The organism is Micromonospora sp. NPDC004551, assembly GCF_040609975.1.
Taxonomy (GTDB): domain Bacteria; phylum Actinomycetota; class Actinomycetes; order Mycobacteriales; family Micromonosporaceae; genus Micromonospora.
The window spans coordinates 1-16,333 of record NZ_JBEXLM010000028.1; the positions used below are offsets into that span (position 1 = coordinate 1).

The 16,333-nt window shown below is 74.1% G+C and carries 19 protein-coding genes and 1 pseudogene; 9 read left to right on the forward strand and 11 right to left on the reverse strand.

Going from position 1 to position 16,333, the window contains the following annotated elements:
- Nucleotides 1-459 precede the first annotated feature (459 nt).
- Nucleotides 460-1,743: a tyrosine--tRNA ligase gene (gene tyrS, locus ABZW14_RS26650; protein WP_355351608.1), complete on the reverse strand. Its 1,284-nt coding sequence runs from the start codon at nt 1,741-1,743 to the stop codon at nt 460-462.
- Between the two features lie 97 nt (nt 1,744-1,840).
- Between tyrS and ABZW14_RS26655 the strand changes: the two genes are divergently transcribed.
- From ABZW14_RS26655 to ABZW14_RS26670, 4 genes are all read left to right on the forward strand, one after another.
- Entirely contained in the window at nt 1,841-2,230 is a 390-nt protein-coding gene (locus ABZW14_RS26655; protein WP_355351462.1) for a PaaI family thioesterase, read from the forward strand.
- Nucleotides 2,231-2,312: 82 nt separating this feature from the next.
- The gene (locus ABZW14_RS26660) at nt 2,313-3,539 is read left to right on the forward strand and encodes a divalent metal cation transporter (RefSeq protein ID WP_355351464.1); all 1,227 of its coding nucleotides are present in this window, start codon (nt 2,313-2,315) and stop codon (nt 3,537-3,539) included.
- Nucleotides 3,536-3,916, forward strand: a complete 381-nt coding sequence (locus tag ABZW14_RS26665; protein ID WP_355351466.1) for a hypothetical protein — start codon at nt 3,536-3,538, stop codon at nt 3,914-3,916. Before ABZW14_RS26660 ends, ABZW14_RS26665 begins: the two co-directional genes overlap by 4 nt.
- Nucleotides 3,903-4,220: a PRC-barrel domain containing protein gene (locus ABZW14_RS26670; protein ID WP_355351468.1), complete on the forward strand. Its 318-nt coding sequence runs from the start codon at nt 3,903-3,905 to the stop codon at nt 4,218-4,220. The genes ABZW14_RS26665 and ABZW14_RS26670 overlap by 14 nt, the downstream gene beginning before the upstream one ends.
- A gap of 3 nt (nt 4,221-4,223) precedes the next feature.
- On the opposite strand, the gene ABZW14_RS26675 is transcribed toward ABZW14_RS26670, so the two are convergent.
- The 3 genes from ABZW14_RS26675 to ABZW14_RS26685 form a co-directional block, all read right to left on the reverse strand.
- A complete protein-coding gene (locus tag ABZW14_RS26675) occupies nt 4,224-5,558 on the reverse strand; it encodes a hemolysin family protein (RefSeq protein ID WP_355351470.1) in 1,335 nt (444 codons plus the stop codon).
- Nucleotides 5,559-5,684: 126 nt separating this feature from the next.
- Nucleotides 5,685-6,311 carry a hypothetical protein gene (locus ABZW14_RS26680; protein WP_355351472.1) on the reverse strand — a complete coding sequence of 209 codons (627 nt, stop codon included), beginning with the start codon at nt 6,309-6,311 and terminating at the stop codon, nt 5,685-5,687.
- A gap of 10 nt (nt 6,312-6,321) precedes the next feature.
- Nucleotides 6,322-6,825, reverse strand: coding sequence for a GNAT family N-acetyltransferase (locus ABZW14_RS26685; protein WP_355351474.1), 504 nt, complete (start codon nt 6,823-6,825; stop codon nt 6,322-6,324).
- A gap of 243 nt (nt 6,826-7,068) precedes the next feature.
- Here ABZW14_RS26685 and ABZW14_RS26690 point away from each other — a divergent pair, with 243 nt between their 5' ends.
- Nucleotides 7,069-7,356 (forward strand): hypothetical protein, encoded by a 288-nt coding sequence (locus ABZW14_RS26690; RefSeq protein ID WP_355351610.1) that lies wholly within the window; start codon nt 7,069-7,071, stop codon nt 7,354-7,356.
- On the opposite strand, the gene ABZW14_RS26695 is transcribed toward ABZW14_RS26690, so the two are convergent.
- Nucleotides 7,326-7,802, reverse strand: a complete 477-nt coding sequence (locus ABZW14_RS26695; protein ID WP_355351476.1) for a cyclic nucleotide-binding domain-containing protein — start codon at nt 7,800-7,802, stop codon at nt 7,326-7,328. The genes ABZW14_RS26690 and ABZW14_RS26695 overlap by 31 nt on opposite strands.
- Before the next feature lie 159 nt (nt 7,803-7,961).
- On the opposite strand from ABZW14_RS26695, the pseudogene ABZW14_RS26700 reads away from it, so the two are divergent.
- Nucleotides 7,962-8,857 (forward strand): annotated as a pseudogene (locus ABZW14_RS26700) (universal stress protein).
- A gap of 108 nt (nt 8,858-8,965) precedes the next feature.
- Nucleotides 8,966-9,856, forward strand: a complete 891-nt coding sequence (locus ABZW14_RS26705; RefSeq protein WP_355351478.1) for a universal stress protein — start codon at nt 8,966-8,968, stop codon at nt 9,854-9,856.
- Between the two features lie 36 nt (nt 9,857-9,892).
- Here the strand turns inward: ABZW14_RS26705 and ABZW14_RS26710 are convergent, their stop codons facing one another.
- The 5 genes from ABZW14_RS26710 to ABZW14_RS26730 all read right to left on the reverse strand — a co-directional run bounded on the left by ABZW14_RS26710 (nt 9,893) and on the right by ABZW14_RS26730 (nt 13,849).
- A complete protein-coding gene (locus ABZW14_RS26710) occupies nt 9,893-10,519 on the reverse strand; it encodes an FMN reductase (protein WP_355351480.1) in 627 nt (208 codons plus the stop codon).
- Nucleotides 10,516-11,655, reverse strand: coding sequence for an LLM class flavin-dependent oxidoreductase (locus ABZW14_RS26715; protein ID WP_355351482.1), 1,140 nt, complete (start codon nt 11,653-11,655; stop codon nt 10,516-10,518). The genes ABZW14_RS26710 and ABZW14_RS26715 overlap by 4 nt, the downstream gene beginning before the upstream one ends.
- 136 nt (nt 11,656-11,791) lie before the next feature.
- Nucleotides 11,792-12,067, reverse strand: a complete 276-nt coding sequence (locus ABZW14_RS26720) for a MoaD/ThiS family protein (protein ID WP_355351484.1) — start codon at nt 12,065-12,067, stop codon at nt 11,792-11,794.
- A complete protein-coding gene (locus ABZW14_RS26725) occupies nt 12,068-13,150 on the reverse strand; it encodes an exo-alpha-sialidase (protein WP_355351486.1) in 1,083 nt (360 codons plus the stop codon).
- Between the two features lie 81 nt (nt 13,151-13,231).
- Nucleotides 13,232-13,849, reverse strand: coding sequence for a DNA-3-methyladenine glycosylase (locus ABZW14_RS26730; RefSeq protein ID WP_355351488.1), 618 nt, complete (start codon nt 13,847-13,849; stop codon nt 13,232-13,234).
- A 92-nt stretch (nt 13,850-13,941) separates the two neighbouring features.
- Between ABZW14_RS26730 and ABZW14_RS26735 the strand changes: the two genes are divergently transcribed.
- Both ABZW14_RS26735 and ABZW14_RS26740 read left to right on the forward strand, forming a co-directional pair.
- Nucleotides 13,942-14,367 (forward strand): DNA-binding protein, encoded by a 426-nt coding sequence (locus ABZW14_RS26735; protein ID WP_355351490.1) that lies wholly within the window; start codon nt 13,942-13,944, stop codon nt 14,365-14,367.
- A 94-nt stretch (nt 14,368-14,461) separates the two neighbouring features.
- Complete coding sequence (locus tag ABZW14_RS26740; protein ID WP_355351492.1) at nt 14,462-14,815, forward strand: MmcQ/YjbR family DNA-binding protein; 354 nt, start codon at nt 14,462-14,464, stop codon at nt 14,813-14,815.
- A 40-nt stretch (nt 14,816-14,855) separates the two neighbouring features.
- On the opposite strand, the gene argH is transcribed toward ABZW14_RS26740, so the two are convergent.
- On the reverse strand, nt 14,856-16,319 hold the full coding sequence (gene argH / locus ABZW14_RS26745; protein WP_355351612.1) for an argininosuccinate lyase: 1,464 nt from the start codon (nt 16,317-16,319) through the stop codon (nt 14,856-14,858).
- Nucleotides 16,320-16,333 lie beyond the last annotated feature (14 nt).

Here is a 16,333-nt window from a genome sequence, read left to right on the forward strand (position 1 = left end):
ACCATCCAGAAATCCCGCTCAGCAGGATCCCCGTCCGGGGCATTTCGTCCAACCACACCCGCCGCTCTCGCGCCGGGCACTTTTACTACGTTACCCGGTGGTTTCTGCCGTGTCAAACCGGTGTTTCGCGGTTTGTCGTGCTTCCACCCTTTTACCGGGCACCACAATTCGACCGGTTCGCACCGGACGCTTCATGGGTTTCGGCAGGACGGCCGCCGCGGTTTCCCGCTTGCTCGTCCGTATCCCTGCCGGCCAATAACCTTACCCGGTCGGCTCCGCCTCACCAAATCCGCCTCCCGGCGAATCCGGGGCACCGCCCGTATTCGGTCCCGCGCTCCGGCCTTCCAGGTGCTTCGCCCTGTTTCGTCCGTTCCGCGCTGGCAGAGAGAAAGTTACGCGCCCGGCGGATTGATCGTCAAATCCGCCGGGCGCGTCCCGCGTCACACCGTCGATGTGGGGCTATCTGCCCAGCTCAACGCCCGCGAAGTTGCGCTTGCCTCGGCGCAGCACGAGGTAGCGGCCGTGCAGCAGGTCCGCCGGCGACACCGTCGCGTCCACCTCGGCGATGCGAACGTTGTTGACGTACGCGCCGCCTTCGGCGATGACCCGCCGGGCCTCCTTCATGCTCGGCACCAGGCCCGACTCCTTGAGCAGCCCCGCGACGTCGGGCAGGTCATCGAGGTGCACCAGGCCGGCCTCGGTGAGCGCGGCGCGCAGGGTCTCCGGAGCGAGCTCGTCGAGCGAGCCGCGGCCGAAGAGCGCCTGGCTGGCCGCGACCGCCTGGGCCATCTCCCGCTCGCCGTGCACCAGCGTGGTCAACTCCTCGGCGAGCGCCCGCTGGGCGAGTCGCGCCTGCGGCCGTTCCGCCGTGGCCTTCTCCAACTCCTCGAGCTCCTCACGGGAGCGGAAGCTGAAGTACCGCAGGTAGCGGGTCACGTCCCGGTCGTCGGCGTTGACCCAGAACTGGTAGAACGCGTACGGGCTGGTCATCTGCGGGTCGAGCCAGACCGCGCCACCCTCGGTCTTGCCGAACTTCGTGCCGTCGGCCTTGGTCACCAGCGGCGTCACGAACGCCTCCACCGGCCCGGCGCCGCGCCGGCGGACGTAGTCCACCCCAGCGGTGATGTTGCCCCACTGGTCGGAGCCGCCGTACTGGAGCTGGCAGCCGTGCCGTCGGTGCAGCTCGAAGAAGTCGTTGGCCTGGAGCAGTTGGTAGCTGAACTCGGTGAAGCTGATGCCGCTGTCCAACCGGGCCTTGACCACCTCGCGGGCCAGCATCTTGTTCACCGGGAAGTGCTTGCCGACGTCCCGGAGGAACTCCACCACCGACATCTCGCCGGTCCAGTCCAGGTTGTTGACCATCTGGGCCGCGTTCTCCCCGGTGTACGAGACGAACGGCGAGAGCTGGTCGCGGATGCGCTGCACCCAGCCCGCCACCACCTCTGGCGGGTTGAGGGTGCGCTCCGCGCTCTCCTTCGGGTCGCCGATCTGGCCGGTGGCGCCGCCGACCAGCAGCAGCGGCCGGTGCCCGGCGAGCTGGAGCCGGCGGGCGGTGGTGACCTGCATGAGGTGGCCGACGTGCAGGCTGGGCGCGGTCGGATCGAAGCCCACATAGAAGGTGGCGCTCCCGCCGTCGAGCAGCTCACGCAGCTCGTCGAGGCCGGTCGAGTCCTGGATCAGGCCCCGCCACCGCAGGTCTTCGGTCAGGGAGTCCCGCCCGTGCGGGAGGTTGCTGTCGGTCACGGTCACCGATTCTCCCCCATCGGCGGTCCCGGCCCGTACCGGGTTTGGCGACGACGGGCGACTAGGCTGGCGGCTCCACCGACAGGAGGGGGCCGCCGTGGAGGCGCCGGACGTGACCGGGGGCTTCGTCGCCCTGCTGGGCCTGAAGCTCGACGAGGTGAGCGGGGACCGGGTGGTCATCCGCTGGCAGGTCCGTCCGGAGCTGCAGCAGCCGTACGGGATCCAGCACGGCGGGGTCTACTGCTCGGTCGTGGAGACGGCGGCCAGCATCGGCGGCGCCCTGTGGCTGGGTGACAAGGGCAAGGTGGTCGGCGTGTCCAACCAGACCGACTTCCTGCGCGCCGTCCGCGACGGCGAGCTGACCGCGGTCGGCACCCCGATCCATCGCGGCCGCAGCCAGCAGCTCTGGCTCGTGGAGATCACCGACGACGGCGGCCGGCTGGTGGCGCGCGGCCAGGTACGGCTCCAGAACCTCACGCCGGCCTGACCCCAGCTGCTCGATTCGCCCGAAAAGGGGGATCTGACGCCGATATCGTCGCGTCGATGAGACCGCCCGCGCCCGAACCGACGTGAGGAAGCTCTTCGCCGCCACGCTCGGCGTGCTGTCCGCCGTCGGCGGCTTCGTCGACATCGGCGACCTGGTGGCGGCGAGCCAGGCGGGCGCCCGCTTCGGGATGGCCCACGCCTGGGTGCTGCTCGTCGGGGTGGTGGGCATCTGCGCGTACGCCGAGATGGCCGGCCGGATCGCGGCGGTGAGCGGCCGGGCGGTGTTCGACCTGGTCCGGGAGCGGCTGGGGCCACGGGTGGCGCTGCTCAACCTGGTCGCCTCCTGGCTGGTCACGGTGATCACCCTGGCCGCGGAGCTGGGCGGGGTGGCGCTGGCGTTGCAGCTCGCCACGGGGCTCAGCCACCTGCTCTGGGTGCCGGTGGCCGCGGTGGCGGTCTGGCTGGTGCTGTGGCGGATGCGCTTCGAGCTGATGGAGCGGGTCTTCGGCCTGGCCGGGCTGGCGCTGCTGGTCTTCGCGGTCGCGCTGTTCGCCCTGCCCACCGACTGGGCGGAGCTGGGGCACGGGGCGCTGCGGGTCGGATCCTCGGGGGCGGGCTGGTCGGTGTACTGGTTCGTGGCGGTGGCCCTGTTCGCGTCGACCGTCAGCCCCTACGAGGTGTTCTTCTTCTCCTCTGGCGGGGTCGAGGAGCGGTGGAGCGCCGCCGACCTGGCGCACGCCCGCTCGAACGTGCTGATCGGCTTCCCGGTCGGCGGTTTCCTGGCGCTGTCGCTGATCGCCGTGGCGACCGTGGCGTACCACCCGTCGGGGACGTCGCCGGACACCCTCGACGCGGTCGCGCGGCCGGTGGTGACCGCCCTCGGCGGGGCCGGGCTGGCGGCCGCGGTGCTGGCGTTCTTCGCGGTGACCTTCGGGGCGGCGCTGGAGACCGGGCTGTCGGCCGCGTACGCGGCGTCGCAGTACTTCGGCTGGCAGTGGGGCAAGCGGGTCAGTCCGCGGGAGGCGGCCCGGTTCCACAGTGTGCTGCTGGTCGGGCTGCTGCTCGGTGTGCTGCTGCTGATGACCGCGGTCGACCCGGTTCAGCTCACCGAGTACATGCTGGTGCTCAGCGCGGTCGTGCTGCCGCTGACCTACCTCCCGATCCTCGTGGTGGCGAACGACCGCATCTACCTGGGCGACCGGGTCAACGGGTGGTGGACGAATCTGCTCGGGGCGCTGTTCCTGCTGCTCATCATCGCCGCCTCGGTGGCGGCGATCCCGTTGGCGATCATCACGAGGATGGGGCGATGAGGATCCAGCTCGCCAAACAGTTGCTCGACCGGCAGATCGTGGACGTCGACGGCCGGCTGGTCGGCCGGGTCGACGACATCGCGTTCGCCGTCGACGAAGAGGGTCACCCGTACGTGGACTGCCTGCTCACCGGGCAGACGGCGCTCGGGGAGCGGATCGGGGGCCGGATCGGGCGGCTGCTGGTGGCCGTCGCCAACCGGTTCACCGACGACGGCCCGGTGCCGCCGCTGCGCGTCGCGCTCACGCAGGTCGACCGGGTGGACAGCGTGGTGCGGCTGCGCTGTCCCGCGGCCGACCTGCCGCCCTCGCCGGTGGAGACCTGGCTGCGCCGGCACCTGATCGACCGGATCCCGGGAGCGCACCGTGCGAGCGGGTGAGCTGCTCGGCCGGACGGCGTACGACCTGCGCGGCCGGCGGTTGGGCCGGGTGGTCGACGTGGTGGTGCGGGGCGGCTGGCCGCCGGAACGGCTGCGGATCACCGACGTGATCGTCACCGGCCACTGGTGGACCCGGGTCACCAGCCGGCTGTTCGGGCCGGAGCGGCACACGTCGGGGCCGTGGCTGCTGCGCGCGGCCACCCGGGTGCTGGCGCGCAGCACCGTCCAGGTTCCCGCCGACTCGGTGGAGTTGCGCCCTCCGGTGCCGGGCTTCCCGTTCGGCCCGCCGGCCGGGCGCCGGTGAGGGTCAGCCGCGGGCCTCGTCGAGCACCGGGACGTCTCCGGCGTCGCCGTCCCCCGTGCGGTCGCGGCGGCTGTGCCGGCGAACCCGTACCTCGGTGATGGCGTGGTGGTCGACGCCCCCCACGGCCAGGTCCCAGCCGTCGACGCGGACCCGCTCCCCCGTCACGGTGGGGATGTGCCCCAGGCAGATGAGGACGAGCCCGGCGATCGTGGTGTAGTCGCCGGGCGGCCGGTTGGGCAGCTCGACGCCGAGGTCGGTGAGGTCGTGCACCGGGAAGGTGCCGGGCAGCACCAGCGTCCCGTCCTCCTCGGTGCGGACCGAGCCGAGGTCCCGGTCGGTCTCGTCGTAGATCTCGCCGACGATCTCCTCGAGGATGTCCTCCAGGGTGACGATGCCGTCCACCGCGCCGCGCTCGTCGACCACCAGCGCGATGTGCTGGCGCTCCGCCTTGAACTGGCGCAGCGCGTCGACCACGGGCAGCGAGTCGGGCAGCAGCATGGGCGGCCGGGCGATCTCGTCCACCGGCCGGTCGTCGGGAACGCCGACCAGGTCGCGCAGGTGGATCACCCCGACCGCCTCGTCCAGGCCGCCGTGCCGGACCACCGGTGCCCGCGAGTGGCCCGTCGCGGCCAGGACCAGCCGGGCGGCCTCCGCGGTCGTCCCGCTGTCGAGGGTGAAGACCTGCAACCGGGGTACGAGCACGGCGCGCAGTTGCCGGTCGGCGATCTCCACGGCGCCGGCGATGATGGTCCGCTGTTCCTTGGTGAAGCCGTGGTTGCCGGCCACGATGTCGCGCAGCTCGTCGGGGCCGATCTCGTCCGGCTCGTGCTTCGGGTTCAGCCCGAACAGGCGGACCACCAGGTCGCTGGTGGCGCCGAGGGCCCAGACCGCCGGCCGGGTGACGGCGGCCAGCAGATCGAGCGGGCGGGCCACGACGAGAGCCCACCGCTCGGCGGACTGCATGGCGATCCGCTTGGGCGCCAGCTCACCGAAGACCAGCGTCACGAAGGTCAGCACCAGGGTGACCGCGACGATGGCGACCGTCTCGGCGGCGTCGCCGAACACCCCGAGCAGGGGGACGAGGGGTTTCGCGAGGGACACCGCCGCCGCGGCGGAGGCCAGGAATCCGGCCAGGGTGATCCCGATCTGGATGGTGGCGAGGAACCGGTTGGGGTCCTTGGCCAGGCGGGCCAAGGTGCGGCCGGCGCGGCTGCCGCGTTCCAGCCGCTGGAGCTGGCTGTCGCGCAGCGAGACCAGGGCCATCTCGCTGCCGGCGAAGGCCGCGTTGACGATCACCAGAACTCCGACCAGGGCCAGCTGGCTCCAGTAGCTCTGCACGCCCGCTTCTCTCCCCCTCGACCCGACCCGGGCGGACCGCGGTGGCCGCCCCGCCGCCGGCCGTGGCCCGGGCGGCGTCGCCCCTCTGTGCCCCGCGGGTGGGTCACGCAATCCTCCCGGCGCGGCTCAGGTGGCGGCGGGCAGGTCGAGCACGTAGGCGTCGCCCTCGGGGCGGAAGCCGAGCCGGTGGTAGTAGGGGGCGACCATGCCGGGCGGGCTGACCACCCGGCGGAAGCCGCGGTCGGTGAACAGCCGGCTGCGCCGGTAGACGAACTCGCCGGGGGTGAAGTCGCGGAAGGGCGGCGTCACGTAGTCCAGGTCGATCTGCGCCACGCCGCCGGCCTCGGCGTGCGAGACCACCACGCCGACCACCTCGTCGGCGCGGACGACCAGGAACGCCGAGCGGTCGGTGGCGCGCGGGTCCCAGCGGAAGTCGGGGTTGAACCGGGCGATGTCGGCGGCGTGCACCCGCAGGGTGTGGGCCAGGAAGGCGTCGCCGGTGCCCACCTCGACCACCTCGTAGGTCTGCGCGTCGTGCCGGGTGGCGAGCATCTGCCGCAGGTACCAGACGTTGATCACGGCGAGCACCACGTTGAGCCCGACCATGGGCCACACGTGCACGGCGGCGTTGTAGCCGATCAGGATGAGGCAGCCGAGCAGGTTGAGCGCACGCAGCCGCAGGATGCGGGTCTGCAGCAGCGACCAGACCAGCAGCGCGGAGCCGGCCCAGCCGACGAGTTCCAGCCAGTTCACCCGGGGGAGACTAGTGGTCGGCCTGCTCACCCGCCCGGGCGGGCAACTCCAGGACGTACTCCTCGACCTCGGCGCCGCGGCTCGCCGCGTAGCCCGAGTCCTCGCCGACCACGACGAAGCCGCATTTGCGCAGCACGGCGAGGGAGGCGGCGTTGTCCTTGGCGGCGCGGGCGTGCACCGGCCGCTGCGGCAGCTCGCGCAGCAGCGCGGCGAGCGCCGCGGTGGCGTGGCCCCGGCCCCAGCGGGCCGGGTCGATCCAGTAGCTGACCTCGGTGCGCTCCCCCACCGGGAAGGCGGCCACGCGCCCGACCACCGTGCCGTCGACCGTGACCGTGCGGTTCACGATGCGCGGGTCGGCGCGGATGCGGGCCCAGTGCGCGTCGAAGGCGGCCCGGTCGGCCGGGTCCTTCGGGCCGAACGCGGCCATCCAGGTGGCCTGCGGATCCTGCTCGTGGGCGAAGAACGCCGGCAGGTCCTCGTCGCGCACCGGGCGGAGCTGCATCTCACTGGTCACGGCCGGAGGATACGCGGACCCCCCGACAGGTTCGGGACGCCCCGCGCCGGTCCCGGCCGCGCCGATCGGCCCGGCGCCGGCCGCCGGCGATCCGCACCGTCACCATTGGCCCGGCGGGTGGGTGAGCCGGCGGAGCGCGGATCGCCGTGCGGACCGGGCCCGCACGTCACACGGCGGGTGGACCGGCGGCTCGACCGGCGCCGGGCGGACCGGGTGGAAGCGCAGGATCGTCGGGTGAACAGGATGCTTCAGCGCCCGCGGAGCCGGGCGCTTCCGATCCGTACTCCCCGGGCCCGCGTCGTCGGCCCGACGGCGGCCGGCCCGCGTGCCCTGGGCCCGACGGCGGCCGCGCCGCTGGCGCTCGCCGTGGCGGCGATCGGGGCGGTGGCGATCGGCCGGCTGGTGATCGCCCGCCTGGCCGTCCGCCGGGCGGTGATCCGTGAGCTGCGGATCGGCCGGCTGGAGGTGGACGACCTGGTCGTCCACCGGCACTCGGCGGGTCAGGCGGTCGGCGGCAGCGCCGCCGGGTAGCCGTACAGGTCCAGCAGCCGCACCCGGGACGCGTGCAGGCGGTCCACCACGACGCTCATGAAGCGGGTGGTGAGCTGCCGGCCGAGGGCGTCGTCGGACTCCATGAGCCGGCGCACCCCCGCGGCGTTGAACTCGACCGCGGTGCTGCGCTGCGCGGCCACCGCCCCGAACTGCCACCGGTAGGGCGGGAAGAGCCACGACCAGCCGAGAACCCCGCCCGGGCCGATCGTCTCGATCCCCACGTCGCCGCGGCGGGGCACCGGGAAGTCCAGCGCCACCTGGCCGCCGCGGACCAGCCAGAACCGTTCGGCCGGCTGCCCGGCCCGGAACAGCCGGTGCCCGGGGTGCCAGACCACCGGACGGGCGTAGCCGGTCAGCGGGGGCAGCCACTCCTCGGGCAGCCCGGCGAGGAAGGGGTGTACGCGGAGCATCTCCAGCGGGGTCATCGGTCGCACGCCTCCCACGGGTCGGGGCTCGTCCCGACACCAGTGCACACCCGTCCGGCCCGGAGCGGCAGGGCCGTTGGTCCCGGGCCGGCCGGGCGCATCGCCTCTGCCGGCCGGCCGCGCGCCGGAGCAGCCTGGAGCCGGACGAAGGAGGACGTGATGACCGACAGATCCGGCGCCCCCGTCGTGGTGGGCGTGGACGGTTCCCCCACCGCCCTGGACGCGGTCCGGGTGGCCGCGCGGGAGGCGGCCGACCGGCACCGGCCCCTGCGGGTGGTGCACGCGTTCCAGTGGCCGCTGCTCGGCACCCCGCTCGGCCCCGTGGCGGCCACGCTGCCGCACGAGGAGCTGCGGCAGGAGGCGGAGGAGCTGGTCGCCGAGGCGCTCGACGAGGCGCGCAAGGTCGACGCCGAGGTGCCGGTGAGCGGCGCGGTGGCGAGGGCGCCGCCGTCCCGGTGCTGGTGGAGGAGAGCCGGGACGCGGCCCTGCTGGTCCTCGGCCACCGCGGGCTCGGTGGTTTCGCCGAGCTGCTGGTCGGCTCGGCCGCCGTGGGGCTCTCCGCCCGCACGGACTGCCCGGTGCTGGTGGTGCGGGGCGAGCCGCGCGCCGACGGGCCGGTCGTGGTCGGCGTGGACGGCTCCGCCCTGTCCACCGAGGCCATCGGCTTCGCGTTCGCCGAGGCGGCGCAGCGCGGCGCGGACCTGGTGGCGGTGCATGCCTGGCTCTACCCGGCCCCGGTCGGCCCCGGCGACCTCGTGCCGCTGACGTACGACCCTGAGGAGCTGCGCGCGGAGCAGGAGCGGGTGCTCGCCGAGGCGATCGCCGGCTGGGCCGAGCGCCATCCCGAGGTGCGGGTACGGCGGAAGGTGGTCGCCGGCGCCCCGGCGGCGGCGCTGGTGGCGGAGTCCGCCGGCGCGCAGCTGGTCGTGGTCGGCGCGCACGGCCGGGGCAGCCTGGGTGGGCTGCTGCTCGGCTCGGTCAGCCACGCCGTGCTGCACCACGCGCGCAGCCCGCTGGCCATCGTCCGGCACCGCCGGGGCCCCGCCGCGGGCTGACCGACCCCCGTCCGCGCCGGCCCTCATCCCCCTCGGCCGGCGCGGACGGCCGGGTTCGGGCTCGGACGGCGGGGTCGTCGTCGACAATGGGCGGAGCCGACCGGAGGGATGCCGATGAACCGACCAGTCGTGGTGGGCGTCGACGGATCGTCGACCAGCCTCACCGCCGCCGAACACGCCGCCCGGGCCGCCGTGGCGCGGTCCCGGCCGCTGCACGTGGTGCACGGCTACCTGCACCCGCTCGGCTACGGCGTGCCGCTCAACCCGTACGACCTCGGGGTGCCCGCGCCGACCGAGGAGTCGCGGAAGATGTTGGAGCAGGTGGGCGCCGAGCTGGCCGACCGGCATCCGGGCCTGCGGGTGGAGGTGCGCCAGGTGGCCGGTGGTCCGGGCGTCACCCTGATCGAGGAGTCCCGCCGGGCGGAGCTCGTGGTGGTGGGCAGCCGGGGCGTGGGTGGCTTCGCCGGGCTGCTGCTCGGCTCGGTCAGCAACCAGGTGGCGCAGCACGCGCACTGCCCGGCGCTGGTGGTCCGCCCGGCGGAGCAGCCGATCCCGGTGCAGGGGCCGGTGCTGGTCGGGGTGGACGGCTCCGAGCCGGCCGGGCACGCCGTGCGGCTCGCCGCCGACGAGGCGGTCCGCCGGGACGCCGAGCTGGTGCTGGTGCAGGTCCGCACGCCGGAGCGGGGCGCGGTGGCGCCGGACGCCGCCGCGGAGGCCACCGCCGCCGCGCAGGCCGAGTCGGCGGAGCTGCTGGCCGGGGCGGCCGCCCGGATCCGCACGGACCATCCGGTGCTGCGCGTGGTCGAGCGGCCCCTGCGGGGCGAGTCGCCGGAGCAGGCGCTCATCGAGGCGAGCGGCGAGGCCGCCCTGGTGGTGGTCGGCTCCCGGGGCCGGGGCGGCTTCGCCGGGCTGCTGCTCGGCTCGGTGAGCCAGGCGCTGGTGCAGCACGCCCACTGTCCGGTGCTGGTGGCCCACCCGTACGAGCCGGCCGACGACTGAGGTCGCCGGCCGGCAGCGGGCTGAAAGGCGGCCGGCTCAGGCGGGGTCGCGGCCGGCGAGCAGGTCCTCGAAGCTGGTCGTGAGCGCGAACGGGTCGGCCGGGCCGGTCGCCGCCGGACGGCGGTCCACCTGCTCGGCCAGCTCGGTGCCGGCCCGCCGGATCCGGGCGCGCAGCGCGCTGTCGTCGCCGTCGCCGGCCCAGTCCTCCGACGCGGCGAAGACCGCCGTCGGCACCACGACCGCCCGCAGGTACGCGAACATCGGCCGGACCGCGTGCTCCAGGGCGAGCGAGTGCCGGGCGGTGCCGCCGGTGGCGCCGATCAGGACCGGCCGGTCCGCCAGCGCCTCCTTCTCGACCACGTCGAAGAAGGACTTGAACAGCCCGCTGTACGAGGCGTTGAAGATCGGGGTGACCGCGATCAGCCCGTCCGCGCCCGCGACGGCGTCCAGCGCGGTCCGCAGGGCGGCCGGCGGGAAGCCGGTGAGCAGGTTGTTGACGATGTCGTGGGCGTGCTCGCGCAGGTCCAGCGTGCGGATCTCCACCTCGGCGCCGCGCCTGACCAGCTCGTCGCGGGCGGCCGCGGCGAGCTGGTCGGCGAGCAGCCGGGTCGACGAGGGCTGGCTGAGGCCGGCCGAGACCACGGTCAGGCTGCGGCTGGTCATCGGGCCTCCTCGGGCGCCTTGCCGGTCACGTCGTCGACGGCGTGCACGGTGCTGTCCTTGGCGCCGCCCGCGGCGGCCAGCAGCGAGGCGTGCGTCGGCGCCTCGGGCACGTGCGCCGGGCGCAGCGAGTCGAACTCCTTGCGCAGCACCGGGACGACCTCCTCCCCCAGGATGTCGAGCTGCTCCAGGACCGTCTTCAGCGGCAGCCCGGCGTGGTCCATGAGGAAGAGCTGGCGCTGGTAGTCGCCGACGTACTCGCGGAAGCCCAGCGTGCGGTCGATGACCTGCTGCGGGCTGCCCACGGTCAGCGGGGTCTCGCGGGTGAACTCCTCCAGGGACGGCCCGTGCCCGTAGACCGGGGCGTTGTCGAAGTACGGCCGGAACTCGCGGACCGCGTCCTGGGAGTTCTTCCGCATGAAGACCTGGCCGCCGAGGCCGACGATGGCCTGGTCGGCGGAGCCGTGGCCGTAGTGCGCGAAGCGCTGCCGGTAGAGGCCGATCATCCGCTGGGTGTGCTCCTTGGGCCAGAAGATGTGGTTGGCGAAGAAGCCGTCGCCGTAGTAGGCGGCCTGCTCGGCGATCTCGGGGCTGCGGATCGAGCCGTGCCAGACGAACGGCGGCACGCCGTCGAGCGGGCGCGGGGTCGAGGTGAACGACTGCAGCGGGGTGCGGAACCGGCCCTTCCAGTCGACCACGTCCTCCCGCCACAGCCGGTGCAGCAGGTCGTAGTTCTCGATGGCGAGCGGGATGCCGTTGCGGATGTCCTGCCCGAACCAGGGGTAGACGGGGCCGGTGTTGCCGCGGCCCATCATGAGGTCCACCCGGCCGCCGGACAGGTGCTGGAGCATCGCGTAGTCCTCGGCGATCTTCACCGGGTCGTTGGTGGTGATCAGCGTGGTGGCGGTGGACAGCAACAGCCGCTCGGTGCGGGCCGCGATGTAGCCGAGCATGGTGGTCGGCGACGACGGCACGAACGGCGGGTTGTGGTGCTCGCCGGTGGCGAACACGTCCAGCCCGACCTCCTCGGCCTTGAGCGCGATGGCCACCATGGCCTTGATCCGCTCATGCTCGGACGGCGGCCGCCCGGTGGTCGGGTCGACCGTGACGTCGCCGACGGTGAAGATCCCGAACTGCATGACCAGCTCCTCGCGTGGGGTCCGGACCGCTCCGGCCCGGAATCGCTCCGCACAACATATTTGACGAAGCAACTATTCCGCCGCGGGGCCGATCCGGGGTGGCGCAGCTCACCCGGCATCAGTACGCCGGGCGGGGTCAGCCGCCGGCTACCGAGGGGAGGATCTGGACCTCGGCCGTGTCCGGGACGGGGGTGTCGAGGGCGCCGGTGTGGCGGCAGTCCTCACCGTCGACGTAGACGTTGACGTAGCGGCGCAGGTCGCCGCCCTCGTCGCGGATCCGGCGGCCCAGCCGGGGCCAGATGGTGGCCACCTCGTCGAGGACCGCCCGCAGCGTGCCGCCGGCGGCCACGGTCAAGCGGCTCTCCCCGCCCGCCTCGGACCGGAGCGGGCCGGGCAGCAGCACGGTGGCCACTCAGACCTCCGCGGCCCGGACGCAGAGCACGTCGGGCAGGTGCGCGGCGACCAGCGACCAGGAGTCGCCCTCGTCGGCGCTGGCGTAGACCTCGCCGGAGCGGGTGCCGAAGTAGACGCCGGCCCGATCGTGGTCGTCGGCGCACATGGCGTCGCGCAGCACCGAGGGGTAGAACGGCCCGTCGGGCAGGCCGGCGGTGAGCGCCTCCCAGCTCCCGCCCGCGTCGGCCGAACGGTAGACCCGGCAGCGCCGGTCGGTGGGGAACCGCTCGCCGTCGGCGGTCAGCGGGAAGGCGTAGACCGTGCCGGGGCGGGACGGGTGGGCCACGATCGGGAAGCCGAAGTCGCTGGGCAGGCCGGCGGCGATCGAGGTCCAGGTGCGCCCGTCGTCGTCGGAGCGGTAGACCCCGTGGTGGTTCTGCGCGTACAGGCGCTCGGGGTCCCCGGCGTCCCGGGCGATCTTGTGGACGCACTGGCCGAACTCGGGCCACTCGTCGGGCAGGAAGTAGGCCCGGATCCCGCTGTTGCCGGGCGCCCAGCTCCCTCCCGCGTCCTCGGTGCGGTAGACCCCGCCGGTGGACATCGCCACCGCCATCCGGCTCGGATCACGCGGGTGCGGGAGCACGCTGTGGACGGCCTGGCCGCCGAAGCCGGCACCCCAGCGCTCCCGGTGCGGGTGGTCCCAGAGCGCCCGGACCAGGCTGAAGCTGCGCCCGCCGTCGTCGGAGCGGAACAGCGCGGACGGCTCGGCGCCCGCCCACACCACGTCGGGCCGGTCCGGGCCGGCGGGGATGAGCTGCCAGACCCGCCCCAGGCTGGCCCCGGTGTCGGCCGGGAACGCCACCGGCGCCTGCTCGGGCTCCTGCCAGGAGCCGCCCAGGTCGTCGCTGGTGGCCACGCTGGGTCCGAAGTGCGAGCTGGTCATGCCGGCGAGCACCCGGGGCCGGCCGGGGCGCTTGTCGACCGCAACCGCGTAGACCCCGGTCATCGGGAAGTGCGGGCCACTCACCGCCCAGTCCCGACGGCCGGTGCTGGTGGCCAGGAAGAGTCCCTTGCCGGTGCCGATCGCGAGCAGCGTCGTCATGCCGGTCCTCCCTCGTCGACAGGTGACGTGATTATCGCCACACCCACCGACAGGATTCCCACCCGCCGCGCCGAGCGCGAATCAGCGTCGCGTCCGGGGCACGTGGCGCCGGTACGCGCTCACCGTCGGGTCGCCCGTGAGCCAGAAGCGCCAGGGCACGTCGTGGGCGCCCGTGACGCCGACCCGGGGACCGGCGGTGACCGCCGCCGCGGGCACCGGCGCGAGCGGGGGCCGCAGCCGCACCGGGCCGTCGCCGAGCAGGTCGGCGCCGTAGACGGTCCGGTCGATGCCGAGCGCCGCGCAGAGCCGGGCCGGCCCGCGCGCGAGATCCACGTCCCGGCGTACGGCCGGGCGGCGTTCCCGGGCGGCGTCGAGGCCGTCGACCACCTCACCGGCCCGCAGCAGCACCGCCGAGGCCTCCCCGTCCGGTCCGGTCACCACGTTCACGCACCAGTGCATCCCGTAGGTGAAGTAGACGTAGGCGTGCCCGGCGGGGCCGAACATCACCGCGTTGCGCGGGGTGCGGCCCCGGTGGGCGTGTGAGGCCGGGTCACCGGCGGTGCCCGCGTACGCCTCGACCTCGGTGATCCGGACGGTGACCCCGTGCCCGGTGAGCCGGCAGCCGAGCAACCCGCGGGCGGCGGGAACCACCGGGCCGGCGAGCAGGTCGGAGAGGGCGGAGAGGTCGGTCGTGGTCACCGGGAAACCCTAGCCGGAAGCCGGAAGATGAGCACAGATTGCTTTCAACGGGGTGTTGACAAAATGCCGTTCAAGGGTGTGGGATCGACGGCATGGTCACCATGGACAACGACCCGTTCGCCGCTCCGGATGCTGCCCAGGCCCGGGCGCACCGCAACTACGCGGCGCTGCTGCGGATCGCCGAGCGGCACGCCGGCACCGACGCCCGCCGCCGGCGCTACGCGCACCCCGACGTCCCCGACGCCTACGAGGCGGCGACGCTGGTGATGGCACTCGCGGGCGGGGCGGAGCTGGCGGAGGGCGAGGAGCCGGTCGACCAGGCCGACCTCATGGCCGCGCTGACCCTGATCCCGCACGTGCGCGCCGAGGTCGACGCGCTGGAGGCGGGGCTGCTGCAGGTGGCGCGCGGCCGCGGCATGACCTGGCAGGCGATCGCCTTCGGGCTGGGGTTGGGCAGCGCGCAGGCGGCCCGGCAGCGCTACGAGCGGCTCACCGTGCGCACCGGCACCGGCGACTGACCTCGGTCCACCGGGGATCGGCGAGGTGGCGGTGCCCGGCGACTGTCACAGCGGCGGGTGAGACTGTCCCGGTGAACGGCACGGGAGGGGTGCGATGACGCGCGAGGAGATGCTGTCCTACTGCCTGGCCAAGCCGGGCGCCTGGCTGGACCGGCCGTGGGAGGGCGACGAGGTGGTAAAGGTCGGCAGCCGCATCTTCGCGTTCCTCGGCTCACCCGATGGCGAGGCCCGGGTGGGGCTCAAGTGCGGCCCGTCCCGGGAGGTGGCCGACGAGTGGCTGCACCGGTTCCCCGACGACGCCCGCTCCTCCCCCTACATCGGCCGCTCCGGCTGGAACACGCTGCGGCTCGGAGGCGGCATCCCGGACGACGAACTGATCGAGGCCGTCGACGGGTCGTACGACGCGGTGGTGGCGAAGCTGCCCAGGCGCGAGCGGCCGACGGCCTGACCCCGCGCGGCGGCCGGGGCCACCGCGCGGGGCGTCGGGTCTAGCGGGGCACGACCCGCTCGGCGGCCCAGTCCCGCCAGCCGGCCAGCTTGTCGGCGGCGGTGGCGAGCTGGTCGGCCACCGGCCCCGGGCCGGTGGAGCCGGGGGTGGTGCGGGCGGCCAGGGCGGAGCGCACGGAGAGCACGTCCCGCACCGAGGGGTCGAGGTGCTCGCTGACCGCGGCGAGATCGTCGTCGGAGACCTCGTCCAGGGCGCAGTCGCGGGCCACGCAGAGCGCCACCAGCCGGCCGGTGATCTCGTGCGCCTCCCGGAACGGCACGTTCCGGCGGACCAGCCAGTCGGCGACCTCGGTGGCCAGCGAGTAGCCCGCCGGCGCCGAGGGCACCAGGCGGTCGACCCGGACGGTCATCGTGGAGATCATCCCGGCGAGGGCGGGCAGCAGCAGCTCCAGGGTGTCCACCGCGTCGAAGGCGGGCTCCTTGTCCTCCTGCATGTCCCGGTCGTAGGTCATCGGCAGGCCCTTGAGCATGGTGAGCACGCTCATCAGGCCGCCGACCAGCCGGCCGGACTTGCCCCGGGCCAGCTCGGCGATGTCCGCGTTCTTCTTCTGCGGCATGATCGACGATCCGGTGGCGAACGCGTCGTCCAGCTCGACCCAGCCGAACTCCTGCGACGTCCAGAGCACCACCTCCTCGCCGAGGCGGGACAGGTGCACGCCGATCATGGCGGTGACGAAGAGGAACTCGGCGACGAAGTCCCGGTCGGCCACCGCGTCCATCGAGTTGGCGAAGGACGTGCGGAAGCCCAGCTCCTTGGCGACCGCCACCGGGTCCAGCGGCAGGCCGGAGCCGGCGAGCGCGCCGGCGCCGAGCGGGCTGACGGCGCACCGGTGGTCCCAGTCACGCAGCCGTTCCAGGTCCCGCAGCAGCGGCTGCACGTGGGCGAGCAGCCAGTGCCCGAAGGTGACCGGCTGGGCGTGCTGGAGGTGGGTCATGCCGGGCGCGGCGGTGTCCACGTGCCGTTCCGCCTGCTCGACCAGGGCCTCGGCCAGCTCGACCAGCCGGGCGGCCACGCCGCGGGCGTGGTCGCGCAGGTAGAGCCGCAGGTCGGTGGCGACCTGGTCGTTGCGGGAGCGGCCGGCGCGCAGCTTGCCGCCGAGGCTGCCGAGCCGCTCCAGCAGGCCGCGCTCCAGGGCGGTGTGCACGTCCTCGTCGTCGACGGTGGGGCGGAACGTCCCGGCGGCGCACGCGGCCTCCAGGTCGTCCAGCGCGGCCAGGATCCGCCCCAGCTCGTCGGGGTCGAGCAGGCCGGCGCCGGCCAGGACCCGGGCGTGCGCCCGGGAGCCGGCGATGTCGTACGGGGCGAGGCGCCAGTCGAACTGGACGCTCACCGACAGCCGCGCGAGCGCCTCGGCGGGGCCGCCGGCGAACCGGCCGCCCCAGAGGCTCGTGCGGTTGGCGGGGGCGCTGTTCTCGGTCAGGCTCTTGTCGTCCACCCCACCCATTGTGCTGTTCACGA